Below are 16,139 nucleotides of genomic sequence, written 5' to 3'. Positions count from 1 at the left end.
TGGTACTGCGTCTTAAGACGTGGGAGAGTAGGTCGCCGCCAGGTCACTCAGCCTCAAGAGACGCATAACACGAAGCATAAGCTTGCATCTTCACACCATCTCGAAACGCCCCGGTTCATCAGAGCCGGGGCGTTTCGGCGTTCTTGGTTTGAAGCACGGAGCCGCTTATCCGCCGTGAAAGCCTTTCAACCGCTCTTCGCCGCGGCCGATTTTGGGCTTGAACTGCACGCTCTTCGCCGTGTTCAGAAGCTGATCGATGAAGCTCCGATAGTCGTCGTTGGTGGCTTCACCGTGAGCTTCGGCGGCCGGCTCGACCGAACTCGCGTAGGTGCTGGCGGTGTCAGCGGCAGTGTCGTGATGCCGGAAGGCAGCGACGAAGACGGTATCGCTCTCCGGGTTTCCCTCCCCCGCATGTTGGGAGGCACGCGACAATTCGACCCGCCCTTCGGCATCCGGGGCGGAAAGGATGGTCACGCCGTGGACGACCGTCGTGTCGCTGCGCGCGTTCTTTGCCGCATCCTGCTCGAAGGAATGCCGGTCGTAAGCCCGTTCGAAGCTTGATCGGTCGTTGAGGTTGGCTTCGGCCATGTCTGTCTCCCTGTTGCTGCATTCCATAACGCGCCATCGACGCGAACGGTCCGCACCATCGCCGATCTGGCGAAGTCGGAGGTCCGCAGACGGCGGCTCTCGGCCGCGCCAGCCGCGACACGTCGAAGCGGAGTTCGTTCGGCGACATCGCGATCATGCAATTCGGACGGTGGCGGAGGCAGGGCGCTACCGACACCCCACTGCGCGGGATGGAAAGCGTTTCGCCCCCTCGCTGACCTCCGTGACCGTGCGCCGCCTTGTGCCGGGGCGGTGGACGCGCTAAAGGGCTCAACCCCCTCGCAAGTTCAGCCGCCATGGTCGTCCGCCTGCTTTCCGTCATCCTGCTGTTGCTGTCGTCGTACGGATGGGCTGCCGAGCCGCCGATCCGGGTCGGCGTGCTCGCCTACCGTGGGGAGGAGCATGCGGCGGCGGTGTGGGAACCGACGATCCGCTATCTCGGCGATCATTTCCCCGGTTGCGGGGCGGAGATGGTGGCGCTCGACCTCGCCGGGATGGAAGCCGCCGTGCAGAACCGGACGGTGGACCTGATCCTGACCAACACCGGCAACTATGTCGATCTGGAGGCGCGGTACGGCGTCACCCGCATCGCCACCCTGCAGTCCGGACCGTCCTCCGGCAACGCAATCGGCTCGGCCATCATCGTGCGTGCCGACCGCCGCGACCTGACGGCACTGCGTGACCTTCGCGGGAGGACGCTGATGGCCATCGACCCCGATGCCTTCGGTGGATTCCAGGTCGCCTGGGGGGAAATGCTGGATGCCGGGGTCGATCCCTTCCGCGATCTGAAGGACCTGCGCTTTTCCGGCTTCCCGGTGGACCGGGTCGCCTTCGCCGTGCGCGACGGGACGGTGGATGCCGGTGTGCTGCGCGCCTGCGTGTTGGAGGAACTGGTGGCGGAGGGACGGATCGACCCGGCGGCCTTCCGCGTCCTCGGCCCGCGGAGCGCGCCGGATTTCGCCTGCGCCCATTCCACCGACCTCTATCCCGACTGGCCGCTGGCGCGTCTCGCCGGCACGCCGGAAGGACTGGCGAAGCAGGCGGTGGTCGCCCTGTTCCAGATGCCGCCGGACCACCCCGCAGCAAAGGCCGGAGGTTACCAGGGCTGGGCGGTGCCGCGCGACTACCAGCCGGTCCACGCCCTGTTCCGCTCCCTGCGCATCGGTCCCTACCGGTCGCTGCGCGACGTCTCGCTGGTAGATCTGGCGCGCGAGAACTGGCATTGGCTGGCGCTTGCGGCGTTGGCCCTGCTGTGGTGGACGATCCATTCGCTGCGGGTTGAGCATCTCATCAAGGTCCGCACCGCCGAGCTGCGGGCGGCGAACCGCGACCTCGTCCGTGAAATGGCGGAGCGTCGCCGCGCCGAGGAGAATGCCCGCGAACGCCAGCGCGAAATCGACCATGTCGCCCGCCTGTCGATCCTGGGCGAGATGGCCAGCAACCTCGCGCATGAGCTGAACCAGCCGCTGGGCGCCATCGCCAATTATGCGCGCGGCTGCACACGCCGGCTGGAGGCCGGCACCGGCCGGCCCGTCGAGTTGGCCGACGCCACACGCGCCATCGCCGATCAGGCCGACCGCGCAGCCCACATCATCGCCCGCATCCGCAACTTCGTCCGCAAGCGCGCTCCGCAGATCGAGCCGGTGGACATCAACGACGCCGTCCGCGCCGCCGCCGCCCTGTGCGCCGACCGCGCGCGTAGCGCCGGCATTGCGGTGACGCTCGATCTGGCCGACGGGCTGCCTCGGGTGGCGGCCGATGCGGTGCAGATCGAACAGGTCGTTCTCAACCTGATGAAGAACGGGCTGGACGCGATGGAGGGGTGCCCGCCGGCCGACGGCATCACCGTGCGCACCGGACCAGATGTCGACGGGCGGGTAAGGGTGACGGTCGCCGACCGCGGCCATGGCCTGAGCGCGGAGGCGCGGGAGCGGCTGTTCGACCCCTTCTTCACCACCAAGCCGGAGGGAATGGGCCTGGGCCTGTCGATCTGCCGGACCATCCTGGAATCCCATGGCGGCCATCTGTGGGCCGCGGACAATCCCGGCGGGGGCGTGGAGATGCGCTTCGTTCTGCCGGCGGCACAGGAGCAAGACACGCCATGAGCCATGAAGCGGAGAACTCGGCCCCGCCGCGAACCGTCTATGTGGTGGACGACGATCCGGCGATGTGCCATTCGCTGGACTGGCTGATCGGTTCGCTGGGGCTGGAGGTGCAGAGCTTCGCCTCGGCGGAGGAGTTCCTGCGGGCGCTCAAGCCCGACCGGCCGGGCTGCCTCGTCACCGATGTCCGCATGCCAGGCATGAGCGGACTGGAACTGCAGGACACGCTGGCGCGGGCGGGGTCGCTGCTCTCCGTGGTGGTGGTCACCGGCCACGCCGACGTGCCGATGGCGGTGCGGGCGCTGCGGGCCGGGGCGGTCGATTTCATCGAAAAGCCATTCAACGACCAGCTCCTGCTCGACCGCGTGCATGAGGCGCTGGAGAAGTCCCGCCGTGCCTGGGAGGCGGCGGACCGCAAGCGCGCCGTCCGCGCGCTGATCGGCCGGCTGACCCCGCGCGAACGGCAGGTGGCGGCATTGGTGGTCGCCGGAAAGCCCAACAAGGTCATCGCCGCCGAGATCAACCTGTCGATGAAGACGGTTGAGGTCCACCGCCACAATGTGATGGACAAGCTGGAAGTGGCGTCGGTCTCCGACCTGACCCGGCTGCTGCTGGAGGCGGAATAGCAGCCTGCGGCTTGGCGTCGCGGGGGAAAACCCTAAAAAGTGTGGGGAACACCGCAATGGGGCGCCGCCGTACCCCTGGCTATCCTTGGCCCTGAAATCAGCCCGCATGTTTCGCGGGCTGGGAATGGGTGCCGGGAGAGCCTGTCATGGACCGATCACGACGCAACTTCTGCCTGGGCGCCGGGGCCGCGACCGTCGGCGCCGCCACGCTGGCGGCCGTACCCGCTGACGCCGGTGCCGTCACGGCAACCGGTGACGCGGCGCATCGCTGGGCCATGGTGGTCGATGTGCGCAAATGCGTTGGCTGCCAGGCCTGCACCGTCGCCTGCATCATGGAGAACGACGTTCCGGAAAACAGTTTCCGCACCATCGTGTCCACCTACGAGGTGACGGAACAGGGCCGGGCCGGCTCCTGCATGCTGCCGCGCCTGTGCAACCATTGCGAGGATCCGCCCTGCATCCCGGTCTGTCCGACCGGCGCCACCTATCAGCGGCGGGACGGCATCGTGGTGGTCGACAATTCGGTGTGCGTCGGCTGCGCCTATTGCGTCCAGGCCTGCCCCTACGACGCCCGCTTCATCAATCACGAAACCCAGACCGCCGACAAATGCACCTTCTGCGTCCATCGCGTGGAAGCCGGGCTGCTGCCCGCCTGCGTCGAGACCTGCGTCGGCGGCGCCCGCATCTTCGGTGACCTGAAGGACCCCGACAGCACGGTGTCGAAGCTGGTCCGCGAGCAGAACCCCAAGGTGCTGAAGCCCGAGATGGAGACCCAGCCGCGGGTCTTCTACATCGGCCTCGATCCGAAGATGCAGGGCAAGGTGGACGGCACGCCGACCCTGTGGCGGCCGGCGCCGCAAGCCGGGAAGGAGCATGCATGATGGACACGCACATCGTCGAAGTCATCAACGTGACCCGCGAGGTCGCGTGGCTTCCCTGGGCCGTGCAGTATTTCTTCCTGATCGGCCTGTCGGTCGGCGGCCTGCTGCTCAGCCTGCCCGGCTACGCCTTCGCCCGTGACGGCTGGCGCCCGCTGGGGCGGCTCGCCCTGATCGTGGCGCTGACCTGCGGGTTGGCGGCACCGGTGGCGCTTCTGTCCGACCTGCACCAGCCCGGCCGCTTCTGGCACTTTTACGTCGTGTTCCGGCCGACCTCCTGGATGTGGTGGGGATCGCTGTTCATCCCGCTCTACATCGGCGGCCTGCTGGTCTATGGCTGGGCCTGCCTGCGCGAGGAGTTGGAGGCGCATGGCCGGGTCGACAGCCGGCTGGCCGGGCTGTACCGGCTGGCGGCGTTGGGCGGTGGCCGCGACGACCGGCTGATCCGGGCCGCCGGGCTGTTCGTGCTGTCCGGGGCGGCGCTTGTGGTGCTCTACACCGGCATCGAGGTGGCGGTGGTGAAGGCCCGGCCGCTGTGGCACACGCCCTTCCTGCCGGTGCAGTTCCTGACGACGGCGCTGGCCGGCGCCATCGGGCTGGTGCTGATCCTCAACCGCGTCGTCGGCACCGCCGACCGTGGGGTGGAGGTGCTGGGCAACCGGCTGCTTGCCGCCGTACTTGCCGCAGTGATGCTGTGCGGCGGTCTGTGGCTGGCGCTCGGCCTGTCGGGGCTGGATGCAGGGCATGCGGCGGCGCTGAATAGCGTGGCTGGGTCGGAAGCGTGGCGGGTGACCGCCGTCTGGGCGGTGGCCGCGACGGTGGTGCCCTTTGTCATCGCCATCGCCCGCCCGGCGGGAACCGGGCTGTTGACCGGACTGATCGCCGTGCACAGCGCCTGGATGTTCCGCTGGACAGTGTTCATCGGCGGCCAGTCGGTGCCGAAGACCGGGGCGGGCTTCTACGAATACGCGCTGCCGGCCGGCCCGGACGGGCTGATGGGCATCGTCGGCACCGCGGGGCTGTGGCTGTTCCTGCTGATCCTGATGACGGCGCTGCTGCCGGTGTCCCAGACCCCTGCCACCCCCGCCGCCGGTCGTCCGGCCAACGCTTCCGGTCATCCCGGCGGGCGCCTGACCGCCGCCGAATAGCTGGCCCAACCAGTCCAATCCGCGCTTGCCAATCCGCGCTTGAGCCCCGCTCGCGAAGACCGGAGTGTCCACCATGTCCATCACCCGTCGCCACATCCTGACCTCCTCCGCCGCGGGCGGCGCGCTGGCCGCCTTCGCCGGCGGCTTCTCGGAGACCGGCCGCAAGCTGGTTAAAGGCGCCTGGGCCGGCGAGCGTCCCGACGACACCATCACCGGCAATGCGCCGAAGCCGGAATTCCGCATCGACCCGGCGACCGGCGCTGTGGAGCCGACGCCGGGCCAGATCGTCGCCAACGTCGCCTGCCTGGGCTGCACCACGCTGTGCGGCGTCCGGGTGCGGGTGGATGTGGAGCGGAACCGCGTGCTGCGGGTGGCCGGCAACCCCTACAGCCCGCTGTCCACCGACCCGTTCCTGCCCTATGCGACGCCGATCGAAGAGAGCTTCCGCACGCTGTCACGGCTGGACGAGAAGGGGCTGCAGGGCCGCTCCACCGCCTGCGGGCGCGGCAACGCCGCGCTGGAGATGCTGACCTCCCCCTTCCGCATCGCCACGCCGATGAAGCGCGTCGGCCCGCGCGGCTCCGGGCAATGGGAGCCGATCGCCTTCGACAGGCTGGTGGAGGAGATCGCCGAGGGCGGCGACCTGTTCGGCGAGGGGCCGGTGGAGGGGCTGCGGACCTTGCGCGACATGAAGACGCCTATCGACCCCGCCTCTCCCGAACTGGGGCCGAAGGTCAATCAGGTGGCGCTGCTGGCCTCCGTCAATGACGGAAGGGAGCCCTTCGTGCGGCGCTTCTTCAATCAGGCGCTCGGCACCATCAACTTCGCCGGCCATGGCGCCTATTGCGGCGGCGCCTATCGCTCCGGCTCCGGCGCGGTGTTCGGCGACCTGAAGGCGATGCCGCACGCCAAGCCCGACCTGCAGAATGCCGAATTCGTGCTGTTCATCGGCACCGCCCCCTCCAACGCCGGCAACCCGTTCAAGCGGCAGGCCATGCTGGTCGCCAAGGGGCGCACGGACGGCGTGCTGAACTACGTGGTGGTCGATCCGGTGCTGACCAACGCCGACAATCGGGCGGCGGGGGAGCGGTCGAACTGGATCCCGATCCGCCCCGGTACCGACGGCGCGCTGGTGATGGGCATGATGCGCTGGATGTTCGAGAACGACCGCATCGACAGCCGCTATCTGTCCCAGCCGAATGCCAAGGCCGCCACGGCGGCGGGCGAGGCCGGCTGGTGCAACGCCACCCATCTGGTGATCCGGCAGGAGGGCCACCCGCGCGACGGGCGGATGCTGCGCGCCTCCGACATGGGCTGGGTCGGGCTGGACGAGAAGGAGCGGTATGGCGAGAAGGACGCCTTTGTCGTGCTCGACCCGGCGGGAAAGCCGGTGGCGCACGATGTTCTGGACGGGCCGGCGGTGCTGTTCCATGACGGCGCGGTGACGACGCCGGCCGGCGATGTCGCGGTCAAGACCAGCCTGACCTTGCTGCGCGAGGAGGCGATGCGGCTGGACCTGCGCGGCTATGCCGACGCCTGCGGTATCCCCGCCGACATCATCGCCGGACTGGCGCGCGAATTCACCAGCCATGGCAAGAAGGCGGTCGCCAACGCCCATGGCGGCATGATGGCCGGCAACGGCTTTTACAACGCCTTCGGTGTCGTCACCCTGAACACGCTGATCGGCAACCTGAACTGGAAGGGCGGCAGCATCTTCGGCGGCGGCCGTTTCCCGGACGAACAGGACGGCCCCCGCTACAAGCTGGCCAGCTTCCCCGGCGCGGTGAAGCCGTCCGGCACCGCGATCAGCCGCCCGGTCCCCTACGAGAAATCCAGCGAGTTCGCCCGCAACCGGCAAGCCGGCAAGCCCTATCCGGCCAAGGCACCCTGGTATCCGGCCGCGCCGCAGCTGACCACCGAGTACCTGACCAGCGGGCTTGCCGACGGCTACCCCTATCGCCTGAAGGCCCTGTTCCTGTGGAACAGCAACCCGGTCTACGGCATCCCCGGCCTGCGCGCCGCGGCGGAGGCGGCGCTGAAGGACCCCAAGACGCTGCCGCTGATCGTCTCCATCGACCCGTTCATCAACGAATCCTCCGCCTTCGCCGACTACATCGTCCCCGACACCGTGCTGTACGAGACCTGGGGCTGGGCCGCGCCCTGGGGCGGCGTGCCGACCAAGACCAGCACCGCGCGCTGGCCGGTGGTGGAGCCGCGCACGCAGGCGCTGCCCGACGGGCTGCATGTGCAGATGGAGACCTTCCTGATCGCGCTGGCCAAGCGGCTGGGCCTGCCCGGCTTCGGTGCCGACGCCATCGCCGACATGGACGGCAAGCTCCATCCGCTCGACCGGCCGGAAGACTGGTATCTGCGCGGCGGCGCCAACATCGCGTGGCTCGGCAAGCAGCCGGTCGCCGATGCCGACGACCGCGACATCGCCCTGTCCGGTGTCGGGCGGGTGATGCCGGCGCTGCAGGCCACGCTGAAACCGGAGGAGTGGCGCAAGGTCGCCTATATCCTGGCGCGCGGCGGCCGTTACCAGAACCAGACCGAAGGCTTCGAGGGCGACAAGGCGACCCACAAGTTTCTCAAGCCGCTGCAGGTCTACAACGAGGCGGTCGGAACGGCGAAGAGCAGCATCACCGGCCGGCGCTGGACCGGCACCGCCACCTGGATGGAGCCGGTCTTCGCCGACGGCAGCCCGGTCCATAAACACCACACGGCGGAGGACTGGCCGTTCCAACTGGTCAGCTCCAAATCGGTGCTGGTCAGCGCCTACACCATCGCCGCCGGCCGGCTGCGCCACCTGCATCCGGACAATCCGGTCGGCATCAACGCCGAGGACGCCCGCCGCCTGGGCATCGAGACCGGCGACCGCATCCGCATCGCCACGCCGGGCGGGATGCGGGACGCCACCGCCATCGTCCGCCATGGCGTGATGCGCGGCGTGCTGGCGGTGGAGCATGGTTTCGGCCACCGCGAATATGGCGCCCGACCGCACCTGATCGGCGGGCACAGCCAGCCCTCGGTGCCGGAGATCGGCGCCGGCATCAACCTGAACGACCTCGGCATCGCCGATCCCTCCCGCGCCGGGGCGTCGGTGTGGGTCGATCCCATTGCCGGGACCGCCGTGCGCCAGGGAATCCCGGCGAAGCTGGAGCGGCTCGCCGCCTCCGCCTGATGGCGGACGGGGCAGGGCTGCAAAAAAATCGAGCGCTTCGGGCGAACCGAAGCGACGGATCGCAGTTGAAACAGACACGGCGGTGAAACACGACCAGAGACAAGAGAGGCGATAATGGCTCCGAACGTCAGTGATTTCTTCTGGCAGCGGCTCTCGGAATGGGGTGTGAAGCGGGTCTTCGGCTATCCCGGCGACGGCATCAACGGGCTGGTCGGCGCGCTCGCCCGCACCGGCGACCAGTTCGATTTCATCCAGGCCCGCCACGAGGAACTGGCCGCCTTCATGGCGACCGCGCATGCCAAATACACCGGCGAGCTGGGCGTCTGCCTCGCGACCTCCGGCCCCGGCGCCATCCATCTGCTGAACGGCCTGTACGACGCGAAGCTCGACCACCAGCCGGTGCTGGCCATCGTCGGCCAGCAGGCGCTGACCGCACTCGGCGGCAGTTACCAGCAGGAGGTCGACCTCGTCTCCCTGTTCAAGGATGTGGCCGGCGAATATGTCCACATGGCCTCCACGCCCGCCCAGGTTCGGCATCTGGTGGACCGTGCGGTGCGCATCGCCAAGGCCGAGCGGACGGTGACCTGCATCATCCTGCCCAACGACCTGCAGGAGATGGACGCGGTGGAAACGCCGCCGCGCGCCCATGGCACCATCCATTCCGGCGTCGGATATTCCGCCCCCGTCGTCCGCCCGGCGGAGGCCGACCTGCGCCGCGCCGCCGACGTGCTGAACGCCGGTTCCAAGGTGGCGATCCTGGTCGGCGCCGGGGCGCTGAACGCCACCGACGAGGTGATCGAGGTGGCCGACATCCTGGGCGCCGGCGTCGCCAAGGCGCTGCTCGGCAAGGCGGCGCTGCCCGACGACCTTCCCTTCGTCACCGGCTCCATCGGCCTGCTCGGCACCCGGCCCAGCTACGAGATGATGGTCAACTGCGACACGCTGCTGATGATCGGCTCCGGCTTCCCCTATTCGGAGTTCCTGCCCAAGGAGGGGCAGGCGCGCGGGGTGCAGATCGACATCGATCCGAAGATGCTCAGCATCCGCTACCCGATGGAGGTCAATCTGGTCGGCGACAGCGCCGGCACCCTGCGCGAGCTGATCCCGCTGCTCCGGCGCAAGCAGGACCGGTCCTGGCGCGACGGGATCGAGGCCGGCGTCGCCGACTGGTGGAAGGTGCTGGAAGCCCGCGCCATGAACGACGCCACGCCGCTCAACCCGCAGCGCGTCTTCTGGGAACTGTCGCCGAAGCTGCCGGACGACGTGATGATCGCCTGCGACACCGGGTCGGGCACCAACTGGTACGCCCGCGACATCAAGATCCGCCGGGGCATGAAGGCCACCCTGTGCGGCGGCCTCGCCACCATGGGGCCGGGCATGCCCTATGCGCTGGCCGCCAAGTTCGCCCATCCCGACCGCCCGGTCCTGGCCATCGTCGGCGACGGCGCCATGCAGATGAACGGCATGAACGCCCTCATCACGCTGTCGAAATACTGGAAGCGGTGGAGCGACCCGCGCTTCGTCGTGCTGGTGCTGAACAACCGCGACCTCAATCAGGTGACGTGGGAGATGCGCGCCCAGGCTGGCAACCCCAAGTTCGAGGCATCGCAGGAGCTTCCCGACGTTCCCTATGCCCGCTATGCCGAACTGTTGGGATTCAAGGGCCTGTTCGTCGACAAGCCCGAAGACCTCGGCAAGGTGTGGGACGAGGCGCTGGCGACCCGTGGGCCGGTGGTGGTCGAGGCGTACACCGATCCCAACGTCCCGCCGTTGCCGCCGCACATCACGCTGAAGAACGCAGCGGCGATGATGGCGACGCTGGCGAAGGGCGATCCGGAGGTGTGGGACATGCTGAAGGACACCGCCAAGGACCTCGTTCAGAGCTACCTTCCGCATGGTGGCGGAGACAGGAAGCGCTGATCAGCCGGGGCCGACTTAATCGGCCCCCGTCCTGAACCGGTATCCCACCCCCGGCTCCGTCACGATCAGTGCCGGCAGGTTGGGGTCGCCTTCCAGTTTCTGGCGGAGTTGCTTCACATAGACCCGCAGATAGGCGGTGTCGTGGACATGCGCCGGCCCCCAGACTTCGCGCAGCAGTTCGGTGTGGGTCAGGACATGGTCGGCGTGGCGGGCCAGCATCGCCAGAAGCTCGTACTCCTTGCGCGACAGGTGGACCTCGGCGCCGTTGCGACCCACCACCCGGCGGGCGAGGTCGATGACGACGGCACCGGCGGTTACCGTGGTCGGCGGCTCCGCGTCGGCCGGGCGCTGTCGCAGGACGGCGCGCACGCGCGCCATCAGCTCGCCGACGCCGAAGGGCTTGACCACATAGTCGACGGCGCCGCGGTCCAGCGCCTCCACCTTGTCGTATTCCTGGGCGCGGACCGACAGCACGATGATCGGCACCGGAGAGGTCTGGCGCACCGCGCTGATGACCTCCTGCCCGTCGAGGTCGGGCAGCCCGAGGTCGAGGATCACCAGATCCGGCCGATGCCGCGCGCAGGCCTCGACCCCGTCGCGCCCATTCTCCGCCTCCACCACCTCGTAGCCGTTTGCCGACAGGCTGATGCGCAGGAACTTGCGGATCTGCGGTTCGTCATCAATCACCAGAACCTTGGCCACCAGAATCTTCGCCACGCGCGCTGTCTCCTTCCATCCCGGCGATCTCCGGCCCGGCCGGAACCGGCAGCAGGATGGCGATGCAGGTGCCGGGGCCATCGCGGCCGGGCAGCGCCCGGATGCTGCCGCCATGCGCCTCCACGATACCACGGCAGATGGCAAGGCCAAGGCCGGTCCCCGCCGTCTGGGCGTCGCCCGCTTCCACCCGATAGAACATGTCGAAGATGCGCTCGCGGTCGGTCTCCGGAATGCCCGGCCCCTGGTCGCACAGCTCGATCAGCGCCTCGCCCCCGGTGCGCCGCGCCCGGACGATGATGGGGCTGCCGTTGGGCGAGTATTTGCAGGCGTTGTCGATCAGGTTGAAGAACACCTGTCCCATCAGTACGGGGTCGAGCCGCAGCAGCGGCAGCCCCGGCTCAAGATCCAGCCGCACCGGGCGGTCCTCCAGCATCCGCTTCGCGCGGTCCAGCGCCGCCGCGATCACGTCGGCCAGATCGACCCAGTCGGTGCGCGGCTTCAGCGTGCCCGACCCGATCCGCGTCATGTCCAGAAGGTTCTGCACGAAGCGGTTCAGCCGCTCCGCCTCCTCCTGGATGGTCTGCACCAGTTCGGTCCGTTCGGCCGGGGCCAGCGCCTCGCCATAGCTGGTCAGGCTGGACGATGCCCCCAGGATGGAAACCAGCGGCGTGCGCAGGTCGTGGGACAGCGAAGACAGCAGGGCGGAGCGCAGCCGTTCCGTCTCCGCGGCGACACGCGCCGTCTCGATGTCGGCGACCAGGGCCGTGCGCTCGATGGCGACCGCCGCCTGATCGGCCAGCGTGTCGAGCAGCCGCCCCTGTTCCGGCGACAGCAACTGCTGCCCCTCCGTCATCTGAACGCCCAGCACCCCGATCGGCCCGCGCCCGGTCCGCAGCGGCAGGAACAGCCAGTCGGCGGCGGGCAGGGTGGTGGAGCCGCGGCCGGCGGTCTTGCCGTTCTCCCAGGACCAGCGCGCCGCCGCCATCGACTTCTCGTCCAGCGTGTCCTCGGGCGGATAGCCGGCGGCGACCTCCAGCCGGCCGTCGCGCGGCAGCAGCACCAGCGAGCGGCCGTTCATGGTGGCCGCGACGTGATGCACCACCGCCCACAGCACATCGTCCAGCCCGACCGCCGCCGAGATGCGGCGGTTGAAGTCATAGAGGTTGGCGGTGCGTCGGGCGCTGAGCCGGGTCGCCTCCACCTGGGCGCGGACGCGGGCGGCGAGGTTGGAGGTGATGACCGCCGCCACCAGGAAGAAGAACACCGTCATGATGTTCTGCACGTCGGTGATGGCGAAGGTGTATTTCGGCTCGGTGAACAGGAAGTTGAAGGCGAGGAAGCTCAGCACCGAGGCATAGATCGACGGCGCCAGCCCGTGCCGGATCGCCACCAGCAGCACGCCGATCAGATAGGCGACCGAGATGTTTGGCAGCGGCAGCCAGACGTCGATCAGCAGCCCCACCGCCGTCGCCGCCGCGACGGTCAGCGTCGCCACGCCGTAGGCCAGCCAGTCGAAGGCGGGGGAGGGCGCCCTGGTGTCGAGGCTGCGCGCCGGCCGCTCGTCCTCGCCGGCCACCACCATCACGTCGAAATTCTCGTTGCGGGCCAGCAGGTCGGTGGTCACCGACTGGTGCAGCGCGCGCAGCCGGTTCTTGGGATGGGCTCTGCCGACGATGATCTGGCTGACGTTGCGGGCGCGGGCGAAGGCCAGGATCTCCGCCGCCGCCCGCTCGCCCTGGACCACGGCCGTCTCGCCGCCCAGCTGTTCGGCCAGCCGCAGCGCCTGGGCGATGCAGTCCTTGTCCTCTTCCGACAGGGCATGGTCGCGGTGCGTCTCGACATACAGCGCCACCCAGGGCGCATCCCGCCGTTCCGCCGCCCGCTTGGCGGTCCGCACCAGCCGCAGGGCCTGCGGCCCGTCGCCGATGCACACCAATATGCGTTCGCGCGTCGGCCAGGGGCCGGCGATGGCGTGGGCGCGCATATAGCGCAGCATCTGCGCGTCCACCCGCTCCGCCGCCTGCCGCAGCGCCATTTCCCGCAGTGCGGTCAGCGTGCCGGGGGAGAAGAAATGGTCGGCCGCGCGCTTCGCCTGTTCGGGCACATAGACCTTGCCCTCCTGCAGGCGCCGGATCAGTTCCTGCGGCGGCAGATCGATCAGCGCGATCTCGTCGGCCCGCTGCAGAACGCCGTCGGGCAGCGTTTCGCGCACCTTGATCCCGGCGATGCGTTCGACGACGTCGTTCAGGCTTTCCAGATGCTGGACGTTCAGCGTCGAGAAGACGTCGATCCCGGCGTCGAGGATCTCGTCCACATCCTGCCAGCGCTTGACGTGGCGGCTGCCGGGGATGTTGGTGTGGGCCAGTTCGTCCACCAGCACCAGCTTCGGCCGGCGGGCCAGGATGGCGTCCAGGTCCATCTCCTGGAAGGGCCGCCCGCGATACTCGATCCGCCGCCGCGGCAGGATGTCCAGACCGTCCAGCAGGGCTTCGGTGTCGCGTCGCCCGTGCGTCTCGACCACACCGACGACCACTTCCGTGCCGTCGCGAATCCTTGCGCGGGCGTCCTCAAGCATCGCATAGGTCTTGCCGACACCCGGTGCCGCACCGAGGAAGATCTTCAGGCGCCCGCGCCGTTCGCGGTTGGCCTCCTCCAGCAGCGCGTCGGGCGACGGCCGGTCATCGGCTTCCGGTTCGGTCATCGGTCCATCGCTTCCACGGCGCTGCACATCGTCATCGCGCTCCTGCCCCTGAGGCGGAGCAGCGTGACCGTGCCGCCCGCCCGCGTCAATGGGCGGAGGAGCAGGTGCGGATGCGCAAAAAACAAAGAAGGGCCGCCGTTTCCGGCAGCCCTTCCATTGTCAATCCGTGTGTCGTCGACACCACGGCACAGTCCTCAGCGGACCGAAAGCCCCTTCGCGAAGAAAGAGACCTCGGCCTTGGCGCTCGACGACGAGTGAGACGGACAATGAGACACGAGATCACCTCCTTTCTGTTGTTGGCGTACGACACAGCATATAGGAGCTTTCGCGATTGCTGCAAGTCGGGTTTCCGACCGCTCCGCTGTGACATTTGCCGGGACGTTCACATCAGCGCGTTGGGCACGAACAGCACCAGACCGGGCCACAGCAGCATCACCGCGACCAGCGCCACCACGGCCAGGACGAAGGGGATGGATTCGACGATGTATTCCTCGACCGGGCAGTCCAGCAGGCTGCACACCGTGTACATCGCCACACCCACCGGCGGGGTCATCGAGCCCAGCGTGACGATGGTCATCATCAGGATGCCGAAATGCACCGGATCGACGCCCAGCGGCTGGACGATCGGCAGGAAGATCGGCGTCAGCAGCAGAACCAGCACCGTGCTCTCGATGAACAGGCCGGCGACGAACAGGAAGACCAGGATCAGCGCAACGACCAGCACCGGCTCCCGCGTCAGGCCGGTCATGGCGGCGGCGATGCTCTGCGGCGCCTGTTCGAAGACGATGGCGTAGCCGACCATGCCGGAGAACAGGATGATCAGCAGGATCAGCCCGGTGTCCGTCACCGCCTCCACCAGCGCGTCGGCCATGTCGCGCAGCGTCAGTTCCTTGTGCACGAAGAAGCCGATGACGCCGGCATAGATGACGGCGAAGGCGCCGACCTCCGACGGGGTGAACAGCCCGCCGCGGATGGCGACCAGCAATGCCACCGGGAACAGCAGCGCCCATTTGGCGTGGACCACCGCCTCCCACATCGCCTTGCCGGTCGGCCGCTGGGTGGTGGCGGCGCCATAGCCGCGGCGGCGCGCGATCCACCACACGGTGACCATCAGCACCGCCATCATCAGGAAGCCGGGAACGATGCCGGCCAGGAACAGCCGGCCGATGGAGACGTTGCCGACGAAGCCATACAGGATCAGGCCCAGGCTGGGCGGGATGGTCGCGGTGATGAGCGATCCCACCGCGATGACGGCCGAGGTGAAGCCCTTCGAATAGCCGCTGCGGATCAGGTCCGGACCCAGGATGCGCGCCTCCATCGCCGCGTCGGCGACGGCGGAGCCGGACACGCCGCCCATCAGGGTGGACAGCACGATGCAGACCTGCGCCAGCCCGCCGGACATCCACGACACCAGCACGTTGGAACAGCCGATCAGCCGGTGGGTGATGCCGGTCCGGTTCATCATGTGACCGGCCAGCACGAAGAAGGGAACGGCCAGCAGCGGGAAGCTCTGCGAGGCGGTGGCGACCTGCTGCACCCCGATCGACACCGGGATGATGCCGTTGGTCAGGAAGAAGGTGAAGCCGGCCATGCCGATGGCGAAGGCGATGGGAACGCCCAGCGCCATCAGGACGAAGAAGGTGAGGGCGAGCAGGATCACGGTATCACCTCCTCCGCCACCGGGACGTCCGACGGCGTATTGAAGATCGGGCGCGGGGTACGGCGAAGCCGGCCGATGGCTGCCATAGTCTGCCCCAGCAGGGTGAACGACAGCAGCAGGCAGCCGACCGGCACCGCCGAGGTGACGAAGGCATAGCTGATGCCGCTGTCGCCGAACTGGCGTTCCAGGTTCAGCATCGTCAGCTGGTAGCCCTTGATCGCCATGGTCAGCAGGAAGGCCAGCACCAGCAGCGCCAGCAGGATGTCCAGGATGGCGCGCACGCGCGGCGGCAGGCGCTTGACGATGTAGTCGATGCCGATATGGGCATGCTTGCGCAGCGCGAGGTCGGCGCCGAGGAAGCTGGCCCAGGCGAACAGCAGCTGCGCGACGTCCACCGACCAGACCAGGGGATAGCCGAACCAGCGGCTGATGCCGGCCACGAAGACCAGCAGGACGATGACGGCGAGCAGCGCGGTCGCCAGCACCGTCTCCGCCTTGACGTACAGGGATTTCATCGCAAGGGGGTGCTCCGGTCCGGCCCGCGGGGGTGCGCCGGTGGTGCGGATGGCCGTGGGCGTAGGGTGCGGGCGTCGGTTGCGG

General features: G+C 68.6%; 11 protein-coding genes. 6 read left to right on the top strand and 5 right to left on the bottom strand.

The window, feature by feature from the left end; genetic code table 11:
• Positions 1-165: 165 nt before the first annotated feature.
• Positions 166-588, bottom strand: coding sequence for a hypothetical protein (locus FZ029_RS14045; RefSeq protein ID WP_149269781.1), 423 nt, complete (start codon positions 586-588; stop codon positions 166-168).
• A 314-nt stretch (positions 589-902) separates the two neighbouring features.
• On the opposite strand from FZ029_RS14045, the gene FZ029_RS14040 reads away from it, so the two are divergent.
• The 6 genes from FZ029_RS14040 (at position 903) to FZ029_RS14015 (ending at position 10,461) form a co-directional block, all read left to right on the top strand.
• Positions 903-2,711: a PhnD/SsuA/transferrin family substrate-binding protein gene (locus tag FZ029_RS14040; RefSeq protein WP_149269780.1), complete on the top strand. Its 1,809-nt coding sequence runs from the start codon at positions 903-905 to the stop codon at positions 2,709-2,711.
• A complete protein-coding gene (locus tag FZ029_RS14035; protein WP_149269779.1) occupies positions 2,708-3,334 on the top strand; it encodes a response regulator transcription factor in 627 nt (208 codons plus the stop codon). Before FZ029_RS14040 ends, FZ029_RS14035 begins: the two co-directional genes overlap by 4 nt.
• Before the next feature lie 146 nt (positions 3,335-3,480).
• A complete protein-coding gene (dsrO, locus tag FZ029_RS14030; RefSeq protein WP_149269778.1) occupies positions 3,481-4,215 on the top strand; it encodes a sulfate reduction electron transfer complex DsrMKJOP subunit DsrO in 735 nt (244 codons plus the stop codon).
• Entirely contained in the window at positions 4,212-5,360 is a 1,149-nt protein-coding gene (gene nrfD, locus FZ029_RS14025) for an NrfD/PsrC family molybdoenzyme membrane anchor subunit (RefSeq protein ID WP_211104154.1), read from the top strand. Before dsrO ends, nrfD begins: the two co-directional genes overlap by 4 nt.
• Positions 5,361-5,433: 73 nt before the next feature.
• Positions 5,434-8,541 carry a molybdopterin dinucleotide binding domain-containing protein gene (locus FZ029_RS14020; RefSeq protein ID WP_149269777.1) on the top strand — a complete coding sequence of 1,036 codons (3,108 nt, stop codon included), beginning with the start codon at positions 5,434-5,436 and terminating at the stop codon, positions 8,539-8,541.
• A 114-nt stretch (positions 8,542-8,655) separates the two neighbouring features.
• Positions 8,656-10,461, top strand: a complete 1,806-nt coding sequence (locus FZ029_RS14015; protein ID WP_149269776.1) for a thiamine pyrophosphate-requiring protein — start codon at positions 8,656-8,658, stop codon at positions 10,459-10,461.
• A gap of 15 nt (positions 10,462-10,476) precedes the next feature.
• On the opposite strand, the gene FZ029_RS14010 is transcribed toward FZ029_RS14015, so the two are convergent.
• The 4 genes from FZ029_RS14010 to FZ029_RS13995 all read right to left on the bottom strand — a co-directional run bounded on the left by FZ029_RS14010 (position 10,477) and on the right by FZ029_RS13995 (position 16,054).
• Positions 10,477-11,178, bottom strand: coding sequence for a response regulator (locus FZ029_RS14010; RefSeq protein ID WP_282184175.1), 702 nt, complete (start codon positions 11,176-11,178; stop codon positions 10,477-10,479).
• On the bottom strand, positions 11,141-13,879 hold the full coding sequence (locus tag FZ029_RS14005) for a sensor histidine kinase KdpD (RefSeq protein ID WP_149269775.1): 2,739 nt from the start codon (positions 13,877-13,879) through the stop codon (positions 11,141-11,143). The genes FZ029_RS14010 and FZ029_RS14005 overlap by 38 nt, the downstream gene beginning before the upstream one ends.
• Positions 13,880-14,261: 382 nt before the next feature.
• Positions 14,262-15,539: a TRAP transporter large permease gene (locus FZ029_RS14000; protein WP_149269774.1), complete on the bottom strand. Its 1,278-nt coding sequence runs from the start codon at positions 15,537-15,539 to the stop codon at positions 14,262-14,264.
• Positions 15,536-16,054, bottom strand: coding sequence for a TRAP transporter small permease (locus FZ029_RS13995; RefSeq protein WP_149269773.1), 519 nt, complete (start codon positions 16,052-16,054; stop codon positions 15,536-15,538). Before FZ029_RS13995 ends, FZ029_RS14000 begins: the two co-directional genes overlap by 4 nt.
• Positions 16,055-16,139 lie beyond the last annotated feature (85 nt).

This window comes from Azospirillum sp. Sh1 (assembly GCF_008365135.1).
Classification (GTDB): domain Bacteria; phylum Pseudomonadota; class Alphaproteobacteria; order Azospirillales; family Azospirillaceae; genus Azospirillum; species Azospirillum oryzae.
This window is presented reverse-complemented; position numbering and strand designations above follow the sequence as displayed.